The organism is Pseudonocardia oceanicola (assembly GCF_047200735.1).
In the GTDB taxonomy this organism is placed as follows: domain Bacteria; phylum Actinomycetota; class Actinomycetes; order Mycobacteriales; family Pseudonocardiaceae; genus Pseudonocardia.
In genome coordinates, this window is record NZ_JBJZON010000018.1 from 81,568 (window position 1) to 108,050 (window position 26,483).

The following is a 26,483-nucleotide window of genomic DNA, read 5'->3' on the forward strand; positions in this document are numbered from 1 at the left end:
ACCTCGAGGAGGAACCCGGCGTGATGGACACATCCTTCGGCTGGCTCGGCACCGGCCGCATGGGGACCGCGATGGCGACCCGGATGATGGAAGCGCGGGTCGAGCTGGCTGTGTGGAACCGGACCGCGGCGAAGTGCGGCCCGCTGGTCGAGGCGGGTGCGATCCACGCCGTGACCCTCGACGAGCTGGCGCACCGGGACGTCGTCCTGGTCTGCGTGACCCGGTCCGAGGACCTGATCGAGGTGCTCAGCGGCGAGGGAGGGCTACTCACCCATGAGCACCGGCCCCGTGTGGTCGTCGACTGCTCGACCGTGTCCGCCGAGGCGTCCGCACAGGCCAGGGCGGCGGCGGAGGAGCGCGGTGCCGCCTTCCTCGCCGCCCCGATCAGCGGCAACCCGGACATGATCCGCGAGGGGGCGGCCGCGCTCGTCGCTTCTGGGCCCCGCGAGATCTTCGACGAGCTGCACGAAGTGTTCAGCGCGATCGCCCCGACGGTGGTCTACGCCGGCAAGGGCGAGGAAGCCCGGCTGGTCAAGATCTGCCACAACCTGCTGCTCGGCGTCCTCGCCCAGGCGTACGGCGAGGTGACATCGCTGGCCGAGAAGGCGGGGGTGGCCCCGGAGGACTTCGTGCACTTCATCGACGGCTCCGTACTGGGGTCGCCCTGGCTCCGGCACAAGGGGCGGGCGATCGCCGCGCGCGACTACACCCCCACGTTCTCCACCCGCAACTTGCGCAAGGACTTCGACATCGGCGTAGGCGCCGCCCGCGAGCACGAGGTCCCGATGCCGCTGACCGCCTCGACACAGCAGCTCATCCAGACCGCGATCGGCCGGGGTTTCGGCGAGGTCGACTACGTGTCGCTCTACGAGGTCCAGGCCGCCAGCGCGGGCCTGCGGGAGCAGGCATGAACCAGAACATCGCCGGGTACGACGTCCGGGTGCCCACCGGACTGCTGATCGACGGCCGGTGGCGCGAGGCGCAGGACGGCGCGCAGGTCACCGTGGTCGACCCGGCCACCGCTAAGCCGTTGGCCGAGGTGGCGAGCGGCGGACGCGCGGACGCCCACGCCGCGGTCGATGCCGCAGCCGCGGCGGGGCCGGGCTGGGCCGCGACCGCGCCGCGTGAGCGCTCCGAGATCCTGCGGCGCAGCTTCGACCTCATGATCGAGCGCCGGGACGAGCTCGCGCGGCTGATCGTCGCAGAGAACGGCAAGACCCTCGCGGACGCCCGAGGGGAGATCAGCTACGCGGCCGAGTTCCTCCGCTGGTACGCCGAGGAGGCGGTGCGGGTGGCAGGGCAGTGGCAGACCGCGCCGTCCGGGGCTAGCCGGATCCTCGTGACCCGCCAGCCGATCGGCGTCGCGCTCCTGATCACCCCGTGGAACTTCCCCGCGGCGATGGCGACCCGCAAGGTTGGTCCCGCCCTCGCCGCCGGGTGCACGGTGGTCCTCAAGCCCGCGACCGCGACGCCGCTGACCGCACTGGCCCTCGGCGCCCTGCTGCAGGAGGCCGGGGTGCCCGGCGGCGTGGTCAACGTGCTGCCGTCGGCCCGCGCCGCGGCCGTCACCCCGGTGATGCTCCGCCACCGTGCGGTGCGCAAGGTGTCGTTCACCGGCTCGACGGAGGTGGGTCGGACGCTGCTCGCCCAGGCGAGCGAGCGGGTGCTGTCGTGCTCGATGGAGCTGGGAGGCAACGCGCCGCTCGTCGACGCCGGGGCGGTGGGGAAGGTGAACGAGCTCGTCGGCGAGGCCGTCGACCGGGGGGCCACCCTGGCCACCGGCGGGCCGCTGCACGACCGGGACGGTTACTTCTACTCGCCCACCGTGCTCACCGCCGTCCGGCCCGGGTCGCGCATCCTGGGCGAGGAGATCTTCGGGCCGGTCGCCCCGATCGTCGTCTTCGACGACGTCGAGGAGGCGGTCGCGCTGGCCAACGACACCGAGTACGGGCTGGTCAGCTACCTCTACACCGAGGACCTGCGGGAGGGGATGCGGGTCGCCGAGGCCCTCGCCGCCGGCATGATCGGGCTGAACCGGGGCGTCGTGTCCGACCCGGCGGCACCGTTCGGCGGCACGAAGCAGAGCGGGCTCGGGCGCGAGGGCGGGCACGAGGGCCTGCTCGAGTACACCGAGTCCAAGTACATCGCGACCCAGTGGTGAACGGCGCGGTGAACGGGGCAGGGATGAACGGACCGGCATTGGCGGTCAACCACATCGGCCTGACGGTGCCCGACGTGCACGCGGCGATCGACTGGTACGGGGAGGTCTTCGGGTTCCGCTGCATCATGGGCCCGCGGGTGCTGGAGTCCACCGGGCACGGGGAGGCCGCGGCGGTGTTCGGGCCGCGGTTCCGCACCGCCTGGCAGGCCCACCTGCTCACGGCCAACGGGGTGGGCCTGGAGCTGTTCCAGTTCGTGGATCCCCCCACGCGGGGGCCCGGCGACGAGCGCGTGCCCTACCTCGACCGTGGGTCGTGGCACCTGTGCTTCACCCACCCCGACGTGCAGGCGATGCTGGACCGGGTCGTCGCCGCCGGGGGCGCGGTCGTCGCGCCGCCCTTCGCGTTCGTGCCCGGCAGGCCCTGGGTCCTGGCCTACGCCACCGATCCCTGGGGCACGGTGCTGGAGCTGATGAGCCACAGCTACGCCGAGGCGTTCTCGAACTGGCCGCAGCCGGGACAGACCGTGCCCCCCACTTTGGCGCCGCGGCCCACCCGGGCGGATTAGGAGCCGGGCACGGCGGCGACCGGCGCCGGGGTGGGCGAGGCGGTCAGGTGGGGCCGTCGCCCGCCTCGGCGATCCTCAGTTCCTGCTGACCCGCGCCGTGGCGGCGGAAACTCGGCCGACTCGCGGTACTCCTCTTGCCCTGGACGGAATCGAAGATCGTCGCGTGGGTGGCCAGGTCGTCCGTCCCGGTCGGTGGATGGCGGCGAGCGAAACCCTCGGGAACAGGACGCCTGCGGCGATATCCGTGTCCTCCGGCCCAGGGCTGGACGGAGATCAAGGGACCGGGACCACGCCGGGACTTTCCGGGGGCGGGACGTCGACCGCCCATCGGGCGAGGACATGCCTGCTCCGGAGCTCGTACCCCCAGTGCGGCCCCGTGCGGCGAACCTCGAGGCGTTCGGCGCCTCGGTCGCGGGGTGGGCGAGTGCCCCTGACGGCAGCGGAGACCGAGACGACCTGGCGACGTGCGAGGCGAACGGGCGGTCCGTCGCGTCGGGCCCGCTCCGAGGAGGTGAAGTCCCCGCTGTTGGCCAAGGTGGCCGCGTCGGGCGGGCGTCGCTGACGGCGGCTCAGGGGGCGGGGCGCTGGGAACGGTCCCACGCCTTGCCCCCCGGGTAGCTGACCAACTCGAACTGCATGCCCCACGGGCTGAGGAAGTAGATCCAGCGGTTGCCCTCCGCCGGGCCCCGGCTCGCGGTGGGACCGTCGAGCACCTCGACGCCGTGGGCTCGCAGGTGCGCGATCGCCTCCTCGAGGTGGTCAGTGTAGAAGGCGACGTGGTGCCCGCCGATATCGGTGTTGCGCGGCATCGCGCACCGCTGGTCGGGCGAGGTGTAGTGGAACACCTCGAAGATCACCTGGTCCCCGCACCGGAACCACCGGTTCTCGACCATGACCGCGGCGGGATGCACGTTCAGGAACCGCGTCATCCAGTCGTCGTTCTCGAACGGGCCGAACGGGCCGAGCGAGTAGAGGTACTCGCAGCCGAGGACGTCGACGAGGAACCGATGGGCCTCGTCGAGATCAGGCACCGTGAACCCGATGTGGTCGACGCGGCGGAGTCCGGGAAGAGGCACAGGGGCTCCTCAGCTCGTGGGACGAGAGCACGGGTCGCGGTGGCTCGCGGGTCGACCAGGAGCTTGATCGCTGTGATCGGCCCCCGGCCAGCGCGGCCAGCCCGGCGTCGACGATCCCATCGCCCGGCGCGCGCCTCCAGTAGCCGCAACGCCTCCGGGAGGTCGGTCGAGGGGACCAGCGAGTTCGTGCCGACCAGCGACAGCTCGCCGAGCGTGACAGTAGCCAGGGCCGCCCGCGCGGCGATCAGGACCTCGCCCGGAGCTGGCGGCCGGCGCGGGTACGTGCTCCACACGCAGGTCCCGCCGACCGTGCAGGATACCGGCCCGCATGAGGCGCATCTCAGCCGATCCCGTCGTCCGACGGGAGGAAGTAGCCGGCCTCCTCCAGGTTCGCGGCACCCTGGTAGCCCCACACGGTGAGCAGCGGCTCGGTGCTCGAGGCGTTCTCCAGGCCATGGTAGACGTTGCGCGGCACGAAGATCACGTCCCCGGGCCCCATCTCGACGGTCAGGTCCCCGACGTGCTTCACGGCACGACCGGTGATCACGTACTCCCATTCCTCGGCGTATGGGTGGCGGTGGATGTCGTGCTTCCCGCCGGGGACGAGGAACGTACGGCCCATGCAGCCCAGTTGGGCCCCCACCGTGTCCTTCGTGATCAGCCACCGCACGTCCATGTCGATCCAGCCGCGTTCCGGCTCGAGGGAGGAGTCGGGGGAGATTGCGCCGTCTCGGATGAGGTACTGGGCGATGTCGTCGGACGCGAGTTTGTCGGCAGGCATGGTCGTCTCCTTGGTCGAGCCGTGCAGCGTTTGAGTCGCCAATATGTGCGTAATCCTGCACAAAAGAAGGCCGCTGTGTCAATTATGCTGCACATCTTGGCCCGCGTGACCCTGGTTGCGATCCGGGCAGCGTTGCGGGCTGAGGGGCTGCCGTCGGATGCGCTCGGTGACCTCGATGAGGCCGCAGTGACAGTGCCCAAGGCCATGGGCGCCTAGCCAAGGAGGGTTCCGGGTCGGTCCGGTCCACCACCGGCCGGACCGACCCGGAACCCACTGTCAAGTCGCGGCCCCGTTCAGCGGGTCGCGTCGCCCTCCTCGGCGATCGTCAGCTCGTTCTGCCCCGCGCCGGCGCGCCGGAACGCCGCCGCCTCGCGATAGGCCTCGGACTCGAAGCACCGCACCGCGTCCTCGGACGACGGGAACTCGACGACCACGTACCGCTCGAAGTGGTCCGGCCCCTCCAGCGTGCGGTACGCCGCGCCCCGGGTCAGGACCTTACCGCCGTACCGGGCCAGGATCTCGGGGACGCGGTCGGTGTACTTCTTGTACTCCACCGGGTCGATGATCTTCGCCCTGGCGATCCAGTAGGCCGTCATCGGAGCACCCGCTCGACCCGACCCGAGGCGACGGACCGGGTGATCGCGTCGCAGGTCGCCGCCACGAGCTCGATCTCCTCCGGTCGGATCGGGTAGTCCGCCTGACCCGCAGCCGCCGCGCCGAAGGCGGTGAGGTTCGCCAACACCGTCCGGGTCGCGGGCTCGAACCGGATGACCGCGCTACCCGGCTCGCGACCCCCGGTCGTCACGTCCCAGCCTGCCGGGCTCCCGGGGTGGTCCCGGTCGCCGATCTCGACCCAGCCGTCAGATCCCAGGACGCGGAACCGCCCCAGGAACGGCGCGGCGAGCGACGACGCGAGGGTGGCGATGGCCCCCGACTCGAACCGCAGGGTCACCGACAGGGTATCGGTGTTCTCGAACGTCGAGGCCAGGGTGGCGGCGGTCCCGCAGACTTCGCGGGGCACGCCGAGGATGTTCACGGCGAGGTCGACCAGATGGATCACCGTCGCCGTCAGGGGCCCGACCGGCGCGAACACGGCGGAGAGCCGCCAGTTGGCCGGTTCGAGCGCCAGCAGCTTGTCGTGGCTGAAGTTCGCCTCGACCAGGAGCGGGGTGCCGAGCTCACCGCCGCGCACCGCGGCCTGCAGCCGCTGCACCGCGGGTTCGAACCGCCGTTCGTGGCCGATCGCGAGCTGGACTCCGGCCTCGCGCACCATGGCGAGCGCGGCGCGCGCCTCGTCGAGGGTCGCGGTGAAGGGCTTCTCGCAGTAGATGTGCTTGCCCGCGCGCGCCGCGTCCACCACCTGCCGGTAGTGCTCGCGATGCGGCGAACAGATGATCACCGCGTCGATGTCGTCGTCAGTCAGGGCGTCCTTCACCTCGGCGGCACACGGGATGCCGAACCGCTCCGTCACCTGCTCCCGGATCACCGGGTTCGGGTCGACGCCGAGGACCACGCGGACGGTCGCGCTGTCCGCACTCTGCTCGACGAGGTTCTGGCCCCACCAGCCGAGTCCGATCACTGCCGCGTTCACCATGGGCGGGCACTCTCCGTTCGTGTCGTGAAAGGGTCTGTCGATCAGTGCAGGGCACCGAGGTCGGCCTGCCCGCCGCGCATTCGCGTCGGCCGCTGGAGCGCGATCACCGCGACGCCCACGACCGCCGGGGCGACGACGGCGACCGTCGCCGCGGTTCCCCAGCCGTACGCCGTAGCGAGCTTGCCGAACAGCGCGCCGGCGACGATCCCAGGAAGGTAGAACACCGCGAGCAGCAGGGACATGATGTAGCCGATGCGGTCCGGCGCCACCGAGCGCTGGGAGACCGCGATGAACCGGGGGTACAGGTATCCGCTGACAAGCGCCCCGAACAGCAGCGACAGCGCCGCCTGGATCCAGAAGGCCTCGACGACGTGGAACATCAGCACGGCGGTGACCGCGAGCAGCCCCAGCGCCCCCATGAGACCGGTCTTGCCCAGCCGCTCGCCGACCCAGCCCAGGCCCACCGCGCTCAGCGCACCCAGGCCGAACATCCCGAAGGCGGCCCCGGCCGCGGCGACCGAGAACCCGAGCTCGGCCTTGAGGAAGGACGGGTAGAGCGAGGAGTAGGAGAAGAACGAGCACCCCACCAGGGCGAACCCGACCAGGCAGCAGACGCTGTTGCGGTTGAGGAAGCGCATGGGCTCGACGTCCGCGCCGACGGCGGCGACGACGATCTCCTGGTCCTGGGCCGTGGTGAAGGACTTCGGCACGAACAGGACCAGCGTGGCGACCGACACCAGTCCCGCAACCCCGTAGACGTAGAACGGGACGTGCCAGGACCCGTAGGCGGCGGCCAACTGGGTCCCGACGACCGGGCCGAGGAACGCCCCGAGGCCGAAGAACGCGTTGTTGATCCCCATGTAGATGCCGCGCCGAGCGCCGAAGAAAGCGCCGATGATGGTGAAGATGACGGCGATGTGTAGCGCCTCGCCGATGCCGGTCATGGCCCGGAAGACCATCAGCTCGCCGAAGTTGCGGGCGAGCGGGGTGACCAGAGTGAAGATCGAGTAGAAGGCCAGCCCCCCGACCAGCACCCGCTTGCGCCCCAAGCGTGTGATGAGCCAGCCGGTGACGCTGCCGAAGAGTGCGATGTTGACCGCGAAGATGTTGGACAGCAGGCCTCCGTGCCAGAGCTCGAGGCCGTACTCCTCGCTGATGCCGGGCAGCAACGCCGGGAAGACCTGCCGGTCCATCCCGTTGAAGCTGTAGGAGACGCCGAGGATCAGCACGATGAACAGTGCTCGGCGCGCTGTGAACAGCTGTTGCACGGGCGTCGTGGACACCCGCGACTCGCGGACTCGGTCCGGTACGCTCATTTTCCCGATCCCTTTCTCACCTTTGAGAGTGCGGGCCTCAGCCCCGGGGGTACGCGTCTTGCTCGTCCAGCCGCCGCTGCCTAGGTTTCCGGTGTGAACCTGCGGCAGCTGCACTACTTCGTCACGGTGTGCGACTGTCGGTCCTTCACCAAGGCCGCGGACCATCTTCTCGTCTCGCAACCCGCTCTGTCGCAACAGATCCGGCGCTTGGAGACGGACATGCGGGTGGTGCTGCTCGACCGCAGCCCCCAAGGGCTGCGGCTCACCCCGGCCGGACGGGTGCTACTGCCCGCCGCCCGTGACATCCTCAGCTCGGTGGCGCGGGCCGAACAGGCCGTCCACGACGTCCGGACCGGGCGTCAGGGCGACCTCCACGTACTGGCGGTGCGGTCGATCGCGACCGGGGTCCTGCCGCGCGGCGTCGCATCCTGGCACGAGAGCTTCCCCGACGTGGTGCTGCGGATCGCGGACTTCCCCCATGTCGAGGCGATGGGCTCGGCGTTCGTCGACGGGGATGGGGACGTCGCGATCGGCCCGCGGATGAGCGCGCCGAGCACGGCCGTCACGTCGCTGGGCTTCGAGGAGCTGGTCGTCGTCGCCGACGACGACCACGCGCTGCTCTCCCGGGACGTCGTCGGGGTCGCCGACCTGTCCCACGAGAGCTGGATCCTGTTCGACACCGCCCATGGGCTGACGCGGTCCGTGATCGCGTTGTGCGCGGACCACGGGTTCCAGCCCACGGTGACCGTGTGGACCGGCCACGTCGAGACGGCGCTCGGGGTCGCGGCGGGCGGCGGCGGGGTCACCATCGTGCCGGACAACTCGGTCCGCGGGACGTACCGCGACAACGTCCGCTCCCTCCACCCGCCGGTGTACCGCGAGATCTTCGCGTACTCCCGGCCGGACCGGGGGCCGTTCACGAGCGCGTACGTCGACACGTTGCGCCAGACCGACGTCGGGCTGGTCGCCGAGGCAGCGCTGCCGTCGCGGCACACCCGGACCTAGGAGGCGCCCGGCGAGGGCGGCTCGCCGACGGTGACGATGGCCTCCCGGTCGGCCGGGGTGATCTGGACCCCGACGGCGGTGAGCGGGATGTCGTGGTGCGGGTTGCAGGCCCGGTGCACCACGCCGACGGGCTCGATGTAGGAGTCCCCCGCGGTGTAGTACTTCACGGTGTCCGGGAAGTGGATCTCGATCTGGCCCTGCAGTACCAGGTAGATGGCCGTCCCGTTGTGGAAGTGGTAGCTGTTGAACTCCTTCGGGGCAAACTCCACCGTCGTCATCTCGATCCGCACCTGCGGGTCCCGCGGCAGGTGCTCGTAGATCTCGTTCAAGTGCCGCACGCGGCCGAACGGGATGCCGTCCGGGAGCAGCCCGGCGATGCGCAGCGTCAGGTCCTGCGGGTCGACGAGGTCGGCCGGATCAGGGGTGAGGTACACGGGATCGGCGTCCTTTCGGGAGGGGATCGGAGGGTCCAGCTGGTCTGAGGTCGGTCAGCCGCCCGCGTCGGCGACGACCGGCCGGGAGCCACCGCGGAGAGGCTGCTCGGCCACGACCGGGTTGCGCAGTGCGCCGAGGCCGGGGGCGGTGACGGTGACGACATCGCCGGGGACGAGGTCCCCGACGCCCGGCGGCGTTCCGGTCAGGATCAGGTCACCGGGTCGGAGGGTGAGGTGCTTCGTCACGAACTCGAGGAGGTACGGGACGGGGAACAGCATGTCCGCGACGGCGCCGTGCTGTCGCACGACCCCATCGACCTCCGCGGTCACCGTCGTCTCGTCGAGGTCGAGCTCGGTCTCGATCCACGGGCCGACCGGGCAGAAGGTGTCGAAACCCTTGGCGAGCCCGATGCCCAGGTCGCCGAACTGCAGGTCGCGAGCGGTCACGTCGTTGGCGAGGGTGTACCCGCGGATGTAGGCGTCCGCGTCGGCGGCGCAGACGTGGCGCGCCTCCCGCCCGATGACGACGGCGAGCTCCGCCTCGTGTTGCACCCGGCGCGACAGCGACGGGGCCACGATCTCCCCGTCCGGCCGCTGCACGGACGACGCCGCCTTGAGGAAGATCAGCGGCGCCTCGGGGACCGGGTTGCCCAGCTCCTCGGCGTGCGCGGCGTAGTTGCGCCCGACGCCGACGACCAGGCCGGGCTCAACCGGGGCGTGCAGCACCACGTCGGCGAGCCCGCCGACGTCGCGAGCCGGCCGCTCTGTGCCCTCGACGGGCCGGACGCGGCCGTGGGCGTCGAGGACGCCGCGGCGGACCCGCTCGTCGCCCGGTACCGAGAATCTAATCAGCCGCATCGTCGCCCGCCCGTCCACTCCGCCGGGGTGCCGTCTCGCCCCGGTCCGTCGATGGGGCGAGCGCACCGCGTGCTCGGGACGAGTCTGCACACCGGAGCCTCCGGACGTCCAAGTCCAATCCGGATCGTCCGACATAAGCCAGTCTTATCCAAGCTGTTCGGCGCCGCGGCCGCGGCCACGACTCGCCGTTGGGACGGGGTGCCGGCTCGCCGCCTGGACCGGCCGAGGTTGTCCTTGCTTCAGCCGTTCCGCTTGTGGAACTGGAGATCGATGAAGACCCTCCCCCAGGAACCACCCCTCAGCACCGGAGCTGAACCGTCCTGGGTCTGCGAGAGGCTGAGGTTCAGCCTGGATCCACCGCTGGGGTTCGGCTTCCCAGTAGTTGATCTTCTGGTGGCTTGTGGTGGTGGGCGGGCAGGGTTGATCTGCCGGTCTGCCCGGCTTCTCCACTGATCGTCTCCGGTCGGGCCCCGGTGGGGGCGGGTGGTCAGGCGGATGCTGTGGGAGCGGGTCGTGGAGGGCTTGGCGGAACAGCTCGTCGAGCCCGTCCTGCCAGGGCCGGTGCTGTGGCGGGTGCAGCGTGAGCTGGTGTGCGGAGCGGGCCAGCCGGGCGGGGACGGCGATGAGGTCGTAGCCGTAGAACGCCGAGTCCGCGCGCACGAGCAACAGCCCGGTCGCCCGGTCCGGTGCGCGGTCGCCAGCGCGTCGGCCAGTAGTTTCGCCGCGCTGCGCACCGAGTTGGTGGCGCCCTTGCGCAGCCGGCTGGCGGCGATCAGCGGCGCCGAGCGTGGCGTGCTGATAGTGGGCGTGAGCGGCCGCGGGAGTGGGGTCGTCCTGCACCCATGGCAGCTGGGCCGACAGGTCGATCGGGCGGGGAAGGCCGTCGACCGCGATCGGGGAGGTGCACCTCGCGGCGCGAGACGTACGACGACGCTGTGCTCGCGCTCCCCGCTGCACCCGGCGATGTCGGCAGGCAGGGGGCGAGGGGACGGGGTCCCCGGTCGACATGGCTACTCGAACGGCGCGCTGACCACCCGAATGGGGTGGCCCGCCACCTCGACACCGGCGGCAAGCTGTGATGCACGGCACATGCTGCAGGGCGACCGCGGGTGGTGAGGCTGCGATGACGCAGGCACAGGTCAGCGAAACCAGGACGGATCCGGGGACCGAGGTGGATGCGGTCGTCGTGGGAGCCGGCTTCTCGGGGCTGTACATGCTCCGCCGGCTCCGCGATCTGGGGCTGTCGACCCGAGCGTTCGAAGCCGGCGGCGACGTCGGCGGGACCTGGTACTGGAACCGCTACCCCGGGGCGCGCAGCGACTCCGACAGCCATGTCTACTGCTTCTCCGATCGGTTCGACGAGAAGATGCTGGCCGAGTGGGAGTGGACCGAGCGCTACCCCGCACAGCCGGAGATCCTGCGCTACCTGCAGTGGGTGTCGGAAAAGCAGGACCTGCGCGGGAACATCACGTTCCAGACGCGGGTCACCGCAGCGCGGTACGACGAGGCGCGCAACCGGTGGGACATCACCACCGACGGCGGGGAGACCGTCTCGGCACGCTATTTCATCCCGGCGGTGGGGCTGTTGTCCAAACCCAACGTCCCGACGTTCCCCGGGCTGGACCGCTTCGAGGGGCAGTGGTTCCACACCGCGCAGACCCCGCACGAGGGCGTGGACGTCCAGGGCAAACGCGTCGCGGTGATCGGCAATGGGGCGACCGCGGTCCAGGTGGTCCCGGTGGTCGCCCAGCAGGCGGCCCACGTCTACGCCTTCACCCGCAACCCGTACCACAGCTTGCCGGCGCGCAACCACCGCCTCGACGCCGAGGACTGGTCGGAGATCCACGCCCACCACAAGGAGATCTGGGCCAAGGCCAGGGACAACTTCGGCGGGTTCCCCTACGCGGACTTCATCGGCATGGGCACCGACTTCACCGACGACGAGCGCCAGCAGATCTTCGAGGAGGGCTGGCGCAAGGGCGGGTTCCCGCTGGCCTTCTCCACCTTCGCCGACGTCCTGGCCAGCCGCGACACCAACGACAAGTTCATGGACTTCCTCCGCTCCAAGATCAGCACACTGGTCCGCGACCCGCAGGTGGCCGAGCAGCTGACCCCGACCGACCCGTTCTGCACCAAGCGCCCGCCGCTCGAGCACGGCTACTACTCCGCTTTCAACCGGGGCAACATCAGCCTGGTCAACATGAAGGACTCGCCCATCGCCGAGATCACGCCCACCGGCATCCGGACCGCCGACGCGGAGTACGAGGTGGATGTGATCATCTTGGCCACCGGTTTCGACGCGTTCACCGGCTCGATGCTCGACCTGGACATTCAGGGCCGGGCAGGGCTGGGCCTGCGGGAGAAGTGGGCCGACGGCCCGCGCGACTACCTGGCCCTGATGGTCCACGGGTTCCCGAACATGTTCATGCTCTACTGCGGGCCGTTCAACCCGGCGATCCTCACCAACGCCCCGACGCTGATCGAGCAGCAGGGCGAGTGGCTGGCCGCCTGCCTGCAGTACATGCGCGAGCACGGCTACGACTACATCGAGCCTCGCCAGGACGCCGAGGACGCGTTCGTCCAGCTCCACCAGGACACGGCGAACGCCACCCTCATCCCCGAGACCGAGTCCTGGTGGACCGGGACGAACATCGAGGGCAAGCCGCGCATGCTGCTGTCGTGGTGCGGCGGGTTCCCCGCCTACCGGCAGCTCTGCGATGAGGCGGCCGAGCGCTACGACGGCTTCGAGCTGCGCGCGAGCTGAGGACCCTCCCCTTCACAACCCGAGACGAGGACAATCATGGCGCTGGACGCCCAGGCCGAGACGTGGCTCAAGGGGCTCGCCGACTCCGGACTGCCACCACTTAACGAGATGCCCGTGGACCAGGCGCGGGCGACGTACGAGGCCGTGGTCGCCGACTGCGGGCTCAAGCCCGAGCCGGTCGCCGACATCGTCGACAAGACCATCCCCGGTCCGGCCGGGGACATCCCGGTCCGCATCTACACCCCGGACGGCCACGGCCTGTTCCCGATCGTGGTCTACTTCCATGGAGGCGGCTGGGTCCTGGGCAGCCTGGAAGTCGTGCACGGCCCGTGCACCGTCATCGCGAACAGGGCACATGCCGTCGTCGTCTCTGTCGACTATCGCCTCGCGCCCGAGCACCCGTTCCCGGCCGCGGTCGAGGACTGCTACGCCGCGACCCAGTGGGTCGCGGACAACGCCGCACTGCTCAACGGGGACGTGGAGCGCATCGCCGTCGCGGGCGACAGCGCCGGGGGCACCCTCGCGGCCGTGGTCGCGCTGATGGCGCGCGACCACGGCTACCCACCCCTCGCATACCAGCTGTTGATCTATCCCGCGACCGACGTCCGCTACGACACCGGGTCCTATGCAGCGAACGGGGAGGACTACTTCCTCACCACCGACCTGATGAAGTGGTTCCACCGGCACTACCTGCCCAGCGAGGACCGGGCCGAGGATTGGCGGGCCTCGCCGTTGCGGGCTGCCGATCTGTCGGGGCTTGCGCCGGCGCACGTCATCACCGCCGAGTTCGATGTGCTGCGTGACGAGGGCGAGGCCTACGCCGCCCGACTGCAGGAGGCGGGTGTCGAGACGACCGTCCACCGCTACGAGGGCCAGATCCACGCCTTCACTGCCAACCTGGCCGGGGTCATCGACAACGGCCGCCAGTCGATCGAGGACGGGGCGCATGAGCTCCGCCGGGCGCTGCGGCTGGGCTGGCAACCACGGGTCTGGCTCTCACAGTGACGATCCGCTTGCTCGGAGACTGACGATCATCACGACTGGCCGGGGCGTGAAGGGTGCCGGTGGCAGCCCCGCAGAAGTACCCGGACGAGCTGCGTGAAGCGTGCGGTCCGGCTTCATGGGGAAGTCGGACTCGAAGCCAGCGGTCCCGGGGCCCCTGGCGTCAGTCTGTGAACCGGGTTCTCGGGCACCAAGCAAGAACGAGCACAGCCGAGTTGTCGGCTCGCGGTACCGCGAAGACTTGCCTGGAAGCCGCAGCCGTCGCTCGCACCGGCGACATCGGCGGCCGCGCGCTCAGGGCACACCGTCGACCCGTTTCGCCCCCTGGCGTCGGCGCGGACGTGCTTGCCTCCCGTCAGTCGGTGGAGTGCAGTGCCGCCCTGACCTCGCGCGCGATCTCCGCGTGCAGGTCGCGCGATCGGTCGAGGACCCCCTGCATCCAGTAGAAGCCGTGGATCATGCCCTGGTACTCGCTGTAGGTCACCTTCACGCCGTCTGCTCGGAGTCGGTCGGCATAGAGACGCCCGTCATCGCGAAGGGGATCGAACTCGGCGGTGACGACGAGCGCGGGCGGCAGGTCCGCGAGGGTCTCCGCGCGCAGCGGGGAGGCCCGCCAGTCGGGCTCGTCGGTCGCGCCGTCGAGGTAGTGACCCCAGAACCAGCGCATGGACTCCCGCTGCAGCATGTAGCCCTCGGCGTTCTGGATGGCTGAGGGTTTGTCGAGATCATGCTCGGTGGCGGGGTAGATGAGTAGCTGGTACGCCAGCCGTGGGCCGCCCTCGTCGCGGGCCTTGAGCGCCACTGCGGCCGCGAGGTTCCCCCCGGCACTGTCCCCGCCGACAGCGATCCGGGCGGGGTCGATCCCGAGCTCCTCGGCGTGCTCGGCCACCCAGCATGTCGCTGCCCAGGCGTCGTTGAACGGCACCGGGAACTTGTGCTCGGGGGCCTTCTGGTAGTTCACGGCGACGACGATGCAGTCGGTGTCGTTGGCGAGCGCCCGCATGCTCGGATCGCAGATCTCGATGTTGAGGATGACCCAGCCGCTGCCGTGGAAGTACACGATGGCGGGCCGGGGCCGGTCGCCGGCGGGCCGGTAGATCCGGGCCGGGAGATCGGCGGTCGGCCCGGGGATGAAGCGATGCTGAACTTCCGCGACCTCGGGCGGTGGGCCCTGCAGGTCAGCGAACGCCCACGCGGCCTGGCGCGCCTGCGGCACACTCATGTGCTCGAACGGAGGCTGCCCGGCTTCGGCCATCTGATTCAGCAGTGCCTTGACCTGTGGATCCAACACCCTTTCCGTCATGGCGTCCTCTCAAGGGAAAAATAGGTGATCACCCATCCAGCGGTGTCGAGCGTTCCGGCTGTGGGAAGTGGCCAGCCCGGACAGCACTTCCGCCAGCCACCTGTACGACGCTGATGCCGGTCCACCGCACCTCACGGCCCGTGGGCGGGATCCCGAGCAGTTCGCCCTTGTGCGTACCCGTGGCGTCCCAGCGGAAGACCGCCGTGTCACCCTGAGTAGCCACATGCTGTAACGCAAAGTGACCATCCGGCATCCCGGTCCGGAACTCGGCCAGGAACTCGTTGAAGTCCGCCGCCCCCTTGATCGGTGTGGGCATCAGTGGGTAGTAGACCTCGACCTCCGAGGCCGCGAGCTCATCGACGGTCGCGGAGTCAGCGCGGTTCCACGCCGCTTCGATGGACCGATCGGCGAGGGCAGTCGTCTCGTCGGTCACGGTGGACCTCCTCAGATCGGCGTGGGCCGTGTATGCACCCGGGCCGGCTACGTGTCAAGGGAAGAGCGCCCAGTGCATCCGGCTGGCCGCCACCCTGCTCTGCCACGTCGACTGTCTATCTCGGCCTCCCGTCGCAGCGCGTCGAGCACGGCCTCGGGCGCTTTCGTCCGGAGCTACGACGTGCCGTCGGCCTGGCGGTGGGTCGGGTAGCCGGTGTTCCGGCGGGCGCGCGGACTGGAGGCAGGAGCGCACGCAGCCGAGCTGGGCCGGTCCTCGCCGAGCTACCAGGGGCCTGCATCCGCCGCAGCGTGCGCCGGATTGGCGGGGCGAGAGCGCCGAGGACGCGGGACCAGCTGAGGTCGGCGGTGAGGTGACGCCGTGGAGCAGGATCCACATTTTGAGCAGGAGTGTGCGCGAAGGGATCGTGCTCGAGCGAGCAGGCGCGGTCGGTGCCGGTGTCGGGGGCCGCCGGTCGTCGTGCCGGCGCAGCGGCCATAGGGTCGTTCAGCCGGGGGCCCAGGGCCCTTCGTCGTGTTGTCCCGCTGTGCCGCGTCAGTGACCGTGGGGATCGCGCCGGTGACCGTGGGAACACGGCAGCCACGGCTCCGCGTGCCCACGTGGTGACGTGGGGGCACCATGCGCCGGACGCGCACCGCCTGCCCCGGCCCGTCGGTCGGCCCGCAGAGAGGACAGCATGCCGACGACCGTGCGGGCCGACCCTTCACGCGTCCTGTCACCCGTCCTGCCCGCCTACGACCACGGCGCCATGAGCTACGACTCGCGCACGGGTCTGTTCGCGTCCTATCGCCGGCGCTTGGTCGGCCTGCTTCCACTACGGGCCGGCGACGTCGTCCTCGACGTCGGGTGCGGTACCGGCCACGACGCCGAGAGCAGCGCGAGGTCAGCGTCGTCATCCACGGCGGCGCCCTGGAGGTCACCGACGGCCTCGCCGGCCGCGCCGACCTGACCGTCACCGCCGACTCCGCGGCGTGGGTACCGCTCCCGGCGGCTCGTGGAGGAACCCGGGGCGGGCACGGCCGGTCGACCTGCCACACCCCGGGCTCGCCACACAACCCACGGGCTACGGGCGGACGTGCGAGTCCGCCTGCACCCCTGCGCGTGACTGGTGCACTTCGGTGGGAACGGCCTGCGGCGCGCCGTCGCCCATCGAGACGGGCTCGTCCGTGCGCGCCCTGCCGAGCCGGCGGAGCTCGAAGGCCAGCATGAGGTCGGAGATGCCTCGGAAGATGGCCATGAAGCCCACCCAGACCAGGATGAAGACGGCGCGGGCCGCGAGGTCCCAGGCCCGGTCGGAGGTGGAGACCCACAAGGCGAGCAGGACGAGGAGCCCTCCGGACAGCAGGCCGAGCCACCAGTACGGGCTCTCGTCCCGCAGGGCGAGGCCGCGGGCGATGTAGAAGATCCCCTGCAGGAACAGCAGTAGGCCCAGCACCGAGGCCAGGGCGAAGAAGGTGTTGATGGGCCGGACGAACGACCACACCGCACAGATGAGGAACAGCACGGCGAGCGCGTAGTGCAGCACCTTCCAGCCGCCGATCATGATTGCGCCCAACCCGCCCTCGGTGACTGCGCCGACCAGGAGGACCACGCCCACCAGGACGCCGACGGTGGCGAGTGAGGTGACATCGGCGCGCAGCACCAACCAGGCGATGAGGAACCAGATGATGCCGGCCACGAGGGGCGCCCACCACCAGCGGGCTGCCTCCCGTTTGACCAAGCGGCCGGCGATGCCGGGTAGCTGCGGGGTGTCGGTGTACATGAGGTGCTTCCTTCTCGTGTGTCGGGTCGGGGCGGGCCCCGGGCCGGCTGAGCCCGGGGCCGCGGTGCTGGAACCGGGCGACGGCAGGGCTCAGCCGCTGGTGGCCTTCGCGCGTTCGTCGGCGTAGGAGCGGGCGTCGATGGCGTCCAGCACGGCCAGGCGCGCGTTGTCGACGGCCCATCCCGCGTAGTCGAGGGCGTCGTATGCCGCCTGTTCCGCCAGGACCGCGTCGCCGGCGGCGATGTCGGCGTCGAACTGCGCATTGCGTGCGTCGATCTTGGCCTTGATGTCGTCCCTCTTGGCGGCGGCGTCGGCCTTCATCTGGGCCCATGTGCTGCGCGCACCGGCGTCGGTGGCGTCGGCCCCCTGCTCGGCGTCCTGGGCGCCGCGGTCGACGTCGACCTGCGCCAGGTCGATCCGCTGCCGGAGTTGATCACGGGACTCCGTCGTAGCGGCCTCCGCCGCCATCTTCGCCTCGGTGACGGTCCTCTGCAGGGCGTCGAACTGCGCGGAGTAGTCCATCTCTTCCTCCCGATCTCCTTTTCTCGGTGTCCTTGTCGCGAGTGAAGCGCGTTCCGTTGGTGCACCTGATGGCCGAAGGATCCGGATCATGAGGGCCCTCCGGCCCGCTCCGTCGTCGGTCGTTCGGCCACCGGGATGGTCGAGCTGGGTGTGGGTGGGTCGCGGAGCAGGAAGTAGTCGGTGGCCAGGATGTCGCCGATGCCTTCCTGCAGGTCGGTCACCGGGTGTCCGCCTTCCGGTCGATCTGGGATGTGGGGGATGTGCCAGGCGGTCGGCTCCGGGTGGAGATCGGCGGAGACCTGGTACGGCGCCTTCGGGTTGTCGGGAGGGGTGACCATGGCGGCGATGTGACCGGTTGCCGGTGATTCCATGATCGCGGGTACGTCGACGCTGGTGACGGGCTGCGCGGTGATCATTCCTGGGCTTCCGCGGAGCCGGGTGTCGCAGGTGACGGGGTTGTGGAATGCGGTTGCTGCGTCGACGCGGTCGGTCGGTCCGGTACCCGGATCGACGCGAGGTCGGCGGCCAGGGCGGCGACGTTGCGGCCGGAGCGTTGGACGGTGGCGTCCGGGCGCACGATCGCGACGCGGGCCCGGCCGCGCCGCAGCCAGCGGTGCAGGGCGGTGCCGGGTGCGGCGGTGACGACGACCGCGCCGCAGCGCTCGATCTCGGATTGCTCGGCCGGTGACGGGGCGGCCGTGGCGACCAGGGCGAAGCGCCCGGCCGCGAGGTCGTCGAAGCGGCGCGTCCCGTCGGTGAGCGCGTTGGGGCACAACTGCCCGGCCAGCGTCCGGCGCCGACGGGGTCGGGCGAGGAGGGCGCTGCGCCGCAGGGGCGGTGTGCGGCTGTCGAGAACGTGCTGCCTGATCCCGGGGACGCGGTGCAGGCGGGGAGCGACGGCGTGGCGCACCAGCTCGCCGACGCGGCCGCCACCGGTCATGACCGTCCCGATCAGCTTCGCCAGCCGGATCATGGCGTGGGCGTGCGGCTTGCGCTCGGGTTCGTCGGTGTCCAGGACGTGTTCGGGTAGCGCGCGGTGGAGGACGGCGGCGAGTTTCCAGCCGAGGTTGGCTGCGTCCCGCAGCCCGGCGCCCATGCCTCGACCGACGAAGGGCGGGGTGAGGTGGGCGGCGTCCCCGAGCAGGAAGATCCGGCGGTCGCGCCAGCGATCGGCGATCTGTGCCCGGAAAGTGTACTCGGCCACTCGCACGAGGTGCAGCTGGTCGAGCGGTGTCGCCTTGGTCCAGGGGGCGATGAGCGGATGCAGGCCAGTGATGTCGCGGTAGTCGTCGGCGGTCTCGGTGGGGGCCAGGCGGAACTCCCAGCGGTAGCGGGTCCGGCCGACGCGCATGTAGGTCGCCGCGCGGCGGGTGTCGCAGACCCGGTGCACCCCGTCCCACTCGCCCAGGTCGCAGGTGGTGTCCACATCGACGACGAGCCACCGCTGGCCGAACCTCAGATCCAGCATGTGCGCGCCGATCGCGGCGCGGGCGAGACTGTTGGCGCCGTCGCAGCCCAGTACGTAGCCGGCCAGCAGGGTTTCGGACGTCCCATGGAGCCGGTCGGTGACGTCGACCCGGACCGGCCCGTCGCCGTCCTGGGTCAGAGCCGTGACCTCCGCGCCCTCGCGCAGGGTGACGGAGGGATACCGGGCGAGGTTGGCGCGCAGGAGCGCTTCGAGCTCCGGCTGGTCGAACATGTTGGCCTCGGGGTAGCCGTGCCGGCCGTGGTCGGCGCCGCGGGCCAGCTCGGCCAGCACGGTCATGTCCGGCCGGACGAGTCGCAGCCCGTGGCAGGGCCGGGAGATCGCCGCGAACTCCTCGCGAAGCCCCAGGTTCGCCAGGATGCGGTAGACCTCGTCGTCGAGGTGGACGGCGCGGGGCTGCGGATAGATCGACTCCCACCGGTCGAGGACCAGGCACTCGACGCCGTGCCGGGCGAGCACCGTCGCGGCGGTCAGCCCGGTGGGGCCGGCGCCGATGACGACGACCGGGACGGCCGGGCGTCCGGCTCTGCTCGCCCTCGGCTGCTCATCCGGAGAGGACGGCGAGCGTCCTCGGCGGCCACGACCATCCGCGGGCGCGAGGTGTGTCTGCTACGACAGAACCGGGTGAACCGGCCCGCGGACGCCGGGCCCTTCGGCCTTGGTCCGACGAGCCCGGGCCGGGGCACCGTGAGTCCATGAGTGCGCCCACGGGTTCCTGGCACGTTTCCCGTGATCCGGCGTGCGGAGGGCGCAGCCGGCACGGCGGGGACGCGGCGCGGGCCGCGCGCGGTGGCGTCTCGGCCACGGCTGCGTCGAACCGTCACGCTGATCGAGCACGGTACAGCGGCAGGACGCAGCGATGAACGTCGATGAGCACCTGGCGGATGAGCGCTTGGCGGCGCCTGTGGCGGAAGCGCCCTCGGACGCGTCCGAAGCCGCACGGCCCACGACGCCGTCGGCTCGGGCCGGGTCCTCCCGATCGCCCTTCCGGATCGGCATGGTGGGCGCGGCGGGCGCTGGGCTCACCGCCGGACTGGCCGTGCTGGTCTTCACCGCCCGGAACATGCTGGTTCTGATCGGGCTGGCGCTGTTCTTCGCCGTGGGGCTCGAACCGGCGGTGGCCTCGCTGGCCCGCCGCGGGCTGCCACGCTGGGCGGCGGTCACTGCGGTGTGTGCGGCCATCGCCGCCCTCGTCGGCGGGTTGATCGCGGCGGCGGTACCACCGCTGATCGCGCAGGTCACGGCGTTCAGAGCCGACATCCCCCGCTACGCGACGATGCTGAACGATCGCAGCTCCTTCCTCGGCGGCCTGAACGAGCGCTTCCACCTGCAGCAGAGCCTGGAGCAGGCCCTCGCCGGCGGCGGCAGCAGTCTCGTGAGCGGCGTCTTCGGCGCCGGAGCCGTCGTGGTCTCGGCCGGTGTGGTCGTGGTGCTGACCGTGTACTTCCTCGGCTCGTTGCCCCAGATCCGCAGCGCCTTCCACCGGTTGATCCCCAGATCACGACGGGCTCGCGTGGCCCGGCTGGGCGACGAGATCGCCACCCGGATCAGCGGGTACGTCCTGGGCAACCTGCTGACCTCGCTCGTCGCGACGATCGTGACCTACATCTGGTTGCTGATCTTCCATGTGCCCTACGCCCTACTGCTGGCCGCGCTGGTCGGGTTCCTCGACCTGATCCCCACCATCGGCTCGACGCTCGCCGGGGTCGTCGTGTGCCTGGGTGCGTGGACCGTCTCGTGGCCGGTCGCCCTGGCCACGGCCGGCTACTTCGTCGTCTACCGGCTCTTCGAGGACTACGTGCTGTCCCCCAAGGTCTTCAGCCGGGCGGTGCGGATGTCGCCGGTGGCGACCCTCGTCGCAGTACTGCTCGGCGGAGCCCTGCTCGGGATCGTCGGTGCGCTGGTCGCCATCCCCATCGCGGCCGGCGTGCAGCTCGTCATCCACGAAGTTGCGCTTCCGCGACTCGACGAGTGCTGACCCGTGTGGCGCCCCAGGCCACGTGTACCGGACGTCGACGGCGCCGCCGGCGGGCCCACGACCAGACGTGAACCCGGCAGAAGGAGGCGGAGAGAGACATGGCGATGTTCAGGGCGCGTCCGACGAGCCCATCACCACCCACGAAGCGCCTCGCCGGCCGACCGCCGGTCGCCGGGGTGGCGGCTACCGTCGGCGGACGAGCGGGCTCGCGAACAGTCCGCGCAGGCGTCGTCGTGACCGCGGCGGACTCCGTGCCCCGGAACGGGGTGGCAGCGCCTCGCCTCCTGAGCGAGGACGCCGCGTCGCCGGAGTCGTCGCGGTGAGCGCGGCGGAACCGGGTCGGAGGCAGCGGAAGGCTCGGCTGGTCGTCGGCGGACTCACGCTGGTCCTCGGCACGGGAGCAGCCGTCGGCCGGGTCCGCGCCCTCCGCCGTGCGCAGCGACCGCTGGGCACGGTCGTCCCGGCCGGCGATCACCCCGTGCTGTTCATGAACCCGCGCAGCGGCGGGGGCAAGGCGGAGCGCTTCGGCCTGCCGGGGGAATGCCGGGCCCGCGGCATCGAGCCGGTCCTCCTCGGCCCAGGTCACGACCTGGTCGAGCTGGCCGAGGCCGCAGTCGCCGGAGGGGCCGACGTGCTGGGCATGGCCGGCGGCGACGGCTCCCAGGCGCTGATCGCGGAGGTCGCCGCGCGCCACGGCCTGGCGATGGTCGTCGTCCCAGCAGGCACCCGGAACCACCTGGCGATGGACCTCGGCCTCGACCGCGACGACGTGGTCGGCGCCCTCGACGCGTTCGGCGCGGCGGTGGAACGCCGGATCGATCTCGGAGACGTGAACGGGCGACCGTTCGTCAACAACGTCTCCCTCGGCCTGTACGCCGAGATCGTCCGCCTGCCGGAGTACCGCGACGCCAAGATCGAGACCACCCTGAGCACCCTGCCCGGCCTCCTGGAGCCGGGGAGACCACCGTTCGACCTGCGCTTCACGGGCCCGGCGGGGGAGCGGCACACAGGCGCGCACGTCGTCCAGGTCTCCAACAACCCTTACGGCCGCACCATCGGCAGCTTTGTCAGCCGACCCCGTCTTGACACCGGTCACCTGGGAGTGATCGCCCTCGAGCTGCCGGGCGATCCCGCCGACAGGGCGTTGCTCGCCGCCGTCGCGGCCGGTCGCCCGGAGCGCTTTCCCGGATACGTCGCGTGGACGCCGTCGACGTTCGAGGTGAGCTCCGACGCTCCGGTCAACGCCGGCGTCGACGGCGAGGCGCTGCAGGTCGCCCCGCCCCTGCATTTCAGGACCAGGCCGGGTGCCCTGCGGATCCGTCTGCCGCTCCATGCGAGTGGGCTCTCGCCCGCCGCCCGGGAGCTCCGCGCACGCTCGACCGTGCGCGGGTCGAGGTACTCGGTGTCAGGGCGCAGGTAAGACCGGAACGGTGGTTCGTACCGTCACCGCCATCGCCCGAGTGTCCGCCTGGGTGACAGGGCGTGGCGACGGACACTCGGCCTGGTTTCGCGGCAGCGTGGAGGTTCCCGAGTACGGCGTGGGCCGTCTCCATCGCCGCGGCGGGAGCGCAGGCGACCAGGATCGACAAGGCGTCGCCGTGGAACTGCCCGACCCGTGAGCCTGGTTCCTGGACGGTCAGGGCGAGCTCGGCGAACTGCAGGTTCCGGGCCGCGTTGTCGAGCCGGTCGAACACCGGGCTAACCCCGACACGGGAGATCGCCTGCTGGGCGAGCGTCTTCAGGACCGGGCCGGGTCCCCGCCGAGGGGCAGGGCGAGCAGCCCGATGCTGCGGTCCGGTCGGAGCAGCCACACCGAGGTGACGTCGGCGGCGGCGAGGCGGGACTCGACGCCTGCCAACGGATCATGACCCGGGTTGACGGTCTCGGCGGCGACCACCAGGAAGTTCCCCCGAAGGGGCAGCCGGAGGGTCTGAGCTGCTTCCCAGAGCATTCCCCTGTCCGTGGGGCCGAGGAGCAACGCCTCGCCGAACGCGCTGTGTTCACGCTGCGCCGCGGTGACGAGCCGGCGGTACTCCTCCCGGTACCCGCTCACCGACGCGGCGGCGTAGCGGCTGTGCAGCTCGAACAGCCGGCCCGCGAGGTCGACGAGGACGTTGTCGGGGCTGGCCTCCCCGCACAGTCCGTCGAGGATGTAGGTCACGTTGTCGGCCAGGGCGCTCACGATGTGGAGCGCACGATGACGACAGTGGCGCTGCTGTTGACGGAGACCTCCCCCGTCGTCACCGTCAACCACCCCGATCGGGAACGGGAGGCCGGTTCGATCGACATCCCGGTCCGTGGCGTGGAGGTGCGCCTGGTCGACCAGGCGGGCGCGGACGTCCACGCAGGTGAGATCGGCGAGATCGCCGTCCGCGGGCACAACGTGATGCGGGGCTACCGCAACCGCCCGCAGGCCACGGCCGAGGCCGTTCCCGACGGCTGGTTCCGCACCGGCGACCTGGCCCGGTTCGACGAGGACGGCTACTACTTCGAGGTCGACCGCAAGAAGGACCTGATCATCCGCGGTGGCTACAACGTCTACAAGTACCCCCGACGGCTCTGGGTCGTCGACGAGCTGCCGAAGGGCCCGACCGGCGCGGTGCTGCGTCGCGAGGTCCCGGTTCCTGAGGAGCAGCAGTCATGAGGACCCCGACGACCGAGCCCCGGGATGCCGCGGGGCCGCTGGACCCCCTGCTGGCCGACGCTGCGCTCGCCCCGGGTGCCGACGATGGTCCGGCCCGACGCCTTCGAGGTGGGCCGCGACCTGGCCGCCACCCCGGCTCGGTCGTCCTGCGGACCGAGGTGCTGGAGCTGATCCGCTACACCCCGACCACCGAGCGGGTGCGGAGCCGCCCGCTCCTGATCGTCCCCCCGGTCATCAACAAGTACTACGTCACCGACCTCGCCCCGACCCGCAGCATCGTCGAGTACCTCGTGGCCGGGGGCCAGCAGGTCTTCATGATCTCCTGGCGCAACCCCGACCGACGGCACCGATGGTCAACCCGCCCGGCAACCCGAAGGGGCGACACCGCCGAGGTCCTCCGTCTGACCCGGGCGGGCGTCGCCTGGATGGCCGTCGGCTGCGCCCGCGGCGCCTATCGCTACGCCCTGGACTACGCCACCACCCGCGAGCAGTTCGGGCGCAAGATCGGCGGCTTCCAGCTGGTCCAGGACCTGCTGGTCCGCATGCTCGGCAACATCACCGCTTCCGCGGCGCTCTGCACACAACTCGCCCTCGTGCAGGAACGGGGCGGGGCCGCCGACGAGCACTTCGCCCTCGCCAAGGCGTTCACCACCGTCCGGATGCGCGAGACGGTCGGCCTCGCCCGCGAGCTCATGGGCGGCAACGGGATCCGCCTCGACCACCACGTCGGTCGGTTCGTCGCCGACGCGGAGGCCATCTACTCCTCCGAAGGCACCCGCGAGATGAACACCCTCATCGTCGGCCGAGCCCTCACCGGCCTCAGCACATTCCTCTGAGGTGCTCGGCGGTCACTGCGCCGACGAGGCGGATCAGGCCGTCGCGGTCGGGGAGGACAACGAGTGACGGGCGCTCGGAACCTCACGGAATCGATCATCTGGGGCGCACCGCCCTCGGCTGCGTCGCGGACGTCCGACTTCTCACCCGCGCTGGGGGGTACGGCAATCGGCTGTAGCAGGTCGAATCCTCTCGATGGTGCCTCGGCCTCACGTGGGCGGTTCGCGTTGAGCACCGGTCCGCTGATCACGGCCCGGAGGACCGCCGTCATGCAACGATCGGATACAGCCTCGTACCCGGGAAGGTTCGCCCTGGGCAGCCGCGCGAGCACCCGTTCGGCCGCGGGCATGAGCCGGCCGGGGTGATGCGGTGATTCAGATGCGCCTGGTCAGCCCGCCAGAGCTCACCGCGCTTTCACGAGTTCGCGCCCGTCTGGGCCGAGGTCGAGGCGCGGATCGCCCTGGAGGGGACCTTCCCGCCCAGTCGGTTCGCACTTCTGGTCATCGCCGGGCTCATCGGGGCCGTCGGGATTCTCACCAACTCTCAGATCCTCGTCGTCGGGGCGATGGTGGTCGGCCCGGAGTACGGCGCCATCCTCGGTCTCGCCTTCAGCATCACCCGTCGCGACCTGCCCCGGGTACGGCGCCGTGCCCGCGAGGCGCGGGGTGCACTCCTGCAGCTGCTCCTCAACGTCACGGTCCTCACCGCCGTCGCCATCGCCGGGCTCCCCGCACAGCGCGCCATCCGGCGGCGGGCCGTCGGACGCGGCGGCCGAGACCACGACCCGCCGGACCGCACCACGTGAAGGGATCGGAGGCAGAGGGTTATGACAGACACCGAGTCCGCCGCCGCTGGCTCGGCGCGCGCACCCGCCCGGGCAGATGAGCCAGGCCGAGTTCCGCACGCTGTACGACCAGCTGCGCGACACGCCGCCCTGGGGGCCGGATGACCGGCGCGGGGCGCTGAACTACATCACGCCGGCCGAGGTGCTCGCCGCCGTCGCCGAGGTCAGGCTGGGCCGCACGGTGTCGCTCGCGGCGCCGGTGGAGACCCGGCCGACTGCCGACAACCCCGATCCGGCCCGGCACCGGATGAAGGGACCGCCCGGGGCCGAAGCCGGCCCGGGGCTGTCGTTCAGCATGGACCGGATCGCCATGAACATCCACGGCAACGCCGACAGCCACGTCGACGCCCTGTGTCATGTCATCTTCGACGGCACCCTGTACAACCGGGTGGCTGCGGACACCATCACGGCGGACGGGGCGGCCGAGCTGTCCATCGACACCGCGGCCGAGGGCATCGTCGGCCGCGGGGTGCTCCTCGACGTGCCGCGCTCGCGCGGAGTGCCCTGGCTGGAGCCGGGCGACCACGTGACGGTGCAGGATCTGCTCGCGGCCGAGCGCGACCAGCGGGTTCAGGTCGGTCGGGGCGACATCGTGTTCGTGCGGGTGGGTCACCGCCGTCGGCGGACGGAGCGGGGCCCCTGGGATGCCGCGCAGGCCCGGGCCGGGCTGCATCCGCGTGTGCTGGCTCTGCTGGCGGAGCGCCGGATCGCCGCCCTCGCTGGTGACGGCAACAACGACACCGCCCCCAGCGCGGTCGCTGGTGTCGACTTTCCGGTGCACCTCCTGGCCGTCAACGCCCTGGGCCTGCACCTGCTCGACTACCTGCAGTTCGAGGAGCTGGTGCAGGTGTGTGCGGCGGCCGGCCGTTGGTCGTTCCTGTGCGTCATCGCGCCGCTCCGGTTACCCACCGGCACGGGCTCGCCGGTCAACCCGATCGCGATCGTGTGACGGATCCCGCCCCCTCAGGCGCTGGGCCGTGTTCCTGGTCGACGTTCCTCGGCGAGAGTGGTGGTGCCGTGCCCTGAGCAAGCTCGACTTCGAGTGCGCGGCCACGTACGACCAGTGCGGGCACGACCGGGAGCGGAGCGGCCCTGCTGAGCC

24 protein-coding genes and 3 pseudogenes are annotated in these 26,483 nt (G+C 71.1%); 13 read left to right on the top strand and 14 right to left on the bottom strand.

Annotated elements, in window-relative coordinates:
• Window positions 1-23: 23 nt before the first annotated feature.
• The 3 genes from ACL02T_RS23385 to ACL02T_RS23395 are packed head-to-tail and all read left to right on the top strand — an operon-like array spanning window position 24 to window position 2,727.
• Window positions 24-911 (top strand): NAD(P)-dependent oxidoreductase, encoded by an 888-nt coding sequence (locus ACL02T_RS23385; RefSeq protein ID WP_412832959.1) that lies wholly within the window; start codon window positions 24-26, stop codon window positions 909-911.
• A complete protein-coding gene (locus ACL02T_RS23390) occupies window positions 908-2,161 on the top strand; it encodes an aldehyde dehydrogenase family protein (RefSeq protein ID WP_412832890.1) in 1,254 nt (417 codons plus the stop codon). Before ACL02T_RS23385 ends, ACL02T_RS23390 begins: the two co-directional genes overlap by 4 nt.
• Before the next feature lie 23 nt (window positions 2,162-2,184).
• Window positions 2,185-2,727 (top strand): VOC family protein, encoded by a 543-nt coding sequence (locus tag ACL02T_RS23395; protein ID WP_412832891.1) that lies wholly within the window; start codon window positions 2,185-2,187, stop codon window positions 2,725-2,727.
• Between the two features lie 569 nt (window positions 2,728-3,296).
• On the opposite strand, the gene ACL02T_RS23400 is transcribed toward ACL02T_RS23395, so the two are convergent.
• From ACL02T_RS23400 to ACL02T_RS23420, 5 genes are all read right to left on the bottom strand, one after another.
• Window positions 3,297-3,803 carry a VOC family protein gene (locus tag ACL02T_RS23400; protein ID WP_412832892.1) on the bottom strand — a complete coding sequence of 169 codons (507 nt, stop codon included), beginning with the start codon at window positions 3,801-3,803 and terminating at the stop codon, window positions 3,297-3,299.
• Between the two features lie 340 nt (window positions 3,804-4,143).
• On the bottom strand, window positions 4,144-4,584 hold the full coding sequence (locus ACL02T_RS23405; protein WP_412832893.1) for a cupin domain-containing protein: 441 nt from the start codon (window positions 4,582-4,584) through the stop codon (window positions 4,144-4,146).
• Window positions 4,585-4,877: 293 nt separating this feature from the next.
• The gene (locus tag ACL02T_RS23410) at window positions 4,878-5,180 is read right to left on the bottom strand and encodes a DUF1330 domain-containing protein (protein ID WP_412832894.1); all 303 of its coding nucleotides are present in this window, start codon (window positions 5,178-5,180) and stop codon (window positions 4,878-4,880) included.
• Window positions 5,177-6,178, bottom strand: coding sequence for a Gfo/Idh/MocA family protein (locus tag ACL02T_RS23415; protein WP_412832895.1), 1,002 nt, complete (start codon window positions 6,176-6,178; stop codon window positions 5,177-5,179). Before ACL02T_RS23415 ends, ACL02T_RS23410 begins: the two co-directional genes overlap by 4 nt.
• A 41-nt stretch (window positions 6,179-6,219) precedes the next feature.
• Window positions 6,220-7,494: an MFS transporter gene (locus ACL02T_RS23420; RefSeq protein ID WP_412832896.1), complete on the bottom strand. Its 1,275-nt coding sequence runs from the start codon at window positions 7,492-7,494 to the stop codon at window positions 6,220-6,222.
• A gap of 93 nt (window positions 7,495-7,587) precedes the next feature.
• Here ACL02T_RS23420 and ACL02T_RS23425 point away from each other — a divergent pair, with 93 nt between their 5' ends.
• Entirely contained in the window at window positions 7,588-8,499 is a 912-nt protein-coding gene (locus ACL02T_RS23425) for a LysR family transcriptional regulator (RefSeq protein WP_412832897.1), read from the top strand.
• Here the strand turns inward: ACL02T_RS23425 and ACL02T_RS23430 are convergent.
• A complete protein-coding gene (locus ACL02T_RS23430; protein WP_412832898.1) occupies window positions 8,496-8,933 on the bottom strand; it encodes a cupin domain-containing protein in 438 nt (145 codons plus the stop codon). The two genes, ACL02T_RS23425 and ACL02T_RS23430, sit on opposite strands and share 4 nt — an antisense overlap.
• 54 nt (window positions 8,934-8,987) lie before the next feature.
• Window positions 8,988-9,791: a fumarylacetoacetate hydrolase family protein gene (locus ACL02T_RS23435; protein ID WP_412832899.1), complete on the bottom strand. Its 804-nt coding sequence runs from the start codon at window positions 9,789-9,791 to the stop codon at window positions 8,988-8,990.
• A gap of 1,123 nt (window positions 9,792-10,914) precedes the next feature.
• Between ACL02T_RS23435 and ACL02T_RS23440 the strand changes: the two genes are divergently transcribed.
• Both ACL02T_RS23440 and lipP1 (ACL02T_RS23445) read left to right on the top strand, forming a co-directional pair.
• On the top strand, window positions 10,915-12,555 hold the full coding sequence (locus tag ACL02T_RS23440) for a flavin-containing monooxygenase (RefSeq protein WP_412832900.1): 1,641 nt from the start codon (window positions 10,915-10,917) through the stop codon (window positions 12,553-12,555).
• A 36-nt stretch (window positions 12,556-12,591) separates the two neighbouring features.
• On the top strand, window positions 12,592-13,560 hold the full coding sequence (lipP1, locus tag ACL02T_RS23445) for a LipP1 family hormone-sensitive lipase (protein WP_412832901.1): 969 nt from the start codon (window positions 12,592-12,594) through the stop codon (window positions 13,558-13,560).
• A gap of 352 nt (window positions 13,561-13,912) precedes the next feature.
• Here lipP1 (ACL02T_RS23445) and lipP1 (ACL02T_RS23450) read toward each other — a convergent pair whose 3' ends face one another.
• The 6 genes and pseudogenes from lipP1 (ACL02T_RS23450) to mhpA all read right to left on the bottom strand — a co-directional run.
• Window positions 13,913-14,860, bottom strand: a complete 948-nt coding sequence (lipP1, locus tag ACL02T_RS23450; protein WP_503129102.1) for a LipP1 family hormone-sensitive lipase — start codon at window positions 14,858-14,860, stop codon at window positions 13,913-13,915.
• A gap of 28 nt (window positions 14,861-14,888) precedes the next feature.
• Entirely contained in the window at window positions 14,889-15,293 is a 405-nt protein-coding gene (locus tag ACL02T_RS23455) for an ester cyclase (RefSeq protein WP_412832903.1), read from the bottom strand.
• A 1,081-nt stretch (window positions 15,294-16,374) separates the two neighbouring features.
• A complete protein-coding gene (locus tag ACL02T_RS23460) occupies window positions 16,375-17,073 on the bottom strand; it encodes a DUF308 domain-containing protein (RefSeq protein ID WP_412832904.1) in 699 nt (232 codons plus the stop codon).
• A 90-nt stretch (window positions 17,074-17,163) separates the two neighbouring features.
• On the bottom strand, window positions 17,164-17,595 hold the full coding sequence (locus ACL02T_RS23465; protein ID WP_412832905.1) for a hypothetical protein: 432 nt from the start codon (window positions 17,593-17,595) through the stop codon (window positions 17,164-17,166).
• 86 nt (window positions 17,596-17,681) lie between these two features.
• Entirely contained in the window at window positions 17,682-18,011 is a 330-nt protein-coding gene (locus ACL02T_RS23470; protein WP_412832906.1) for a hypothetical protein, read from the bottom strand.
• Window positions 18,008-19,582: pseudogene (gene mhpA / locus ACL02T_RS23475) on the bottom strand (bifunctional 3-(3-hydroxy-phenyl)propionate/3-hydroxycinnamic acid hydroxylase MhpA); the annotation flags it as partial. The pseudogene mhpA and the gene ACL02T_RS23470, both read right to left, overlap by 4 nt.
• A 496-nt stretch (window positions 19,583-20,078) precedes the next feature.
• Between mhpA and ACL02T_RS23480 the strand changes: the two are divergent.
• Both ACL02T_RS23480 and ACL02T_RS23485 read left to right on the top strand, forming a co-directional pair.
• Window positions 20,079-21,059, top strand: coding sequence for an AI-2E family transporter (locus ACL02T_RS23480; RefSeq protein ID WP_412832907.1), 981 nt, complete (start codon window positions 20,079-20,081; stop codon window positions 21,057-21,059).
• Between the two features lie 319 nt (window positions 21,060-21,378).
• Window positions 21,379-22,479 (top strand): diacylglycerol/lipid kinase family protein, encoded by a 1,101-nt coding sequence (locus ACL02T_RS23485; protein WP_412832908.1) that lies wholly within the window; start codon window positions 21,379-21,381, stop codon window positions 22,477-22,479.
• A gap of 318 nt (window positions 22,480-22,797) precedes the next feature.
• On the opposite strand, the gene ACL02T_RS23490 is transcribed toward ACL02T_RS23485, so the two are convergent.
• Window positions 22,798-23,241, bottom strand: coding sequence for a hypothetical protein (locus ACL02T_RS23490; RefSeq protein ID WP_412832909.1), 444 nt, complete (start codon window positions 23,239-23,241; stop codon window positions 22,798-22,800).
• Between the two features lie 15 nt (window positions 23,242-23,256).
• Between ACL02T_RS23490 and ACL02T_RS23495 the strand changes: the two genes are divergently transcribed.
• The 5 genes and pseudogenes from ACL02T_RS23495 to ACL02T_RS23515 all read left to right on the top strand — a co-directional run bounded on the left by ACL02T_RS23495 (window position 23,257) and on the right by ACL02T_RS23515 (window position 26,330).
• Complete coding sequence (locus tag ACL02T_RS23495; RefSeq protein ID WP_412832910.1) at window positions 23,257-23,703, top strand: AMP-binding protein; 447 nt, start codon at window positions 23,257-23,259, stop codon at window positions 23,701-23,703.
• A pseudogene (locus tag ACL02T_RS23500) lies at window positions 23,700-23,981 on the top strand (hypothetical protein); the annotation flags it as partial. The gene ACL02T_RS23495 and the pseudogene ACL02T_RS23500, both read left to right, overlap by 4 nt.
• A 102-nt stretch (window positions 23,982-24,083) precedes the next feature.
• Window positions 24,084-24,539 (top strand): annotated as a pseudogene (locus ACL02T_RS23505) (acyl-CoA dehydrogenase family protein); the annotation flags it as partial.
• A gap of 563 nt (window positions 24,540-25,102) precedes the next feature.
• Window positions 25,103-25,342, top strand: a complete 240-nt coding sequence (locus ACL02T_RS23510; RefSeq protein WP_412832911.1) for a hypothetical protein — start codon at window positions 25,103-25,105, stop codon at window positions 25,340-25,342.
• Between the two features lie 76 nt (window positions 25,343-25,418).
• Window positions 25,419-26,330, top strand: coding sequence for a cyclase family protein (locus ACL02T_RS23515; protein WP_412832912.1), 912 nt, complete (start codon window positions 25,419-25,421; stop codon window positions 26,328-26,330).
• Window positions 26,331-26,483: the final 153 nt, after the last annotated feature.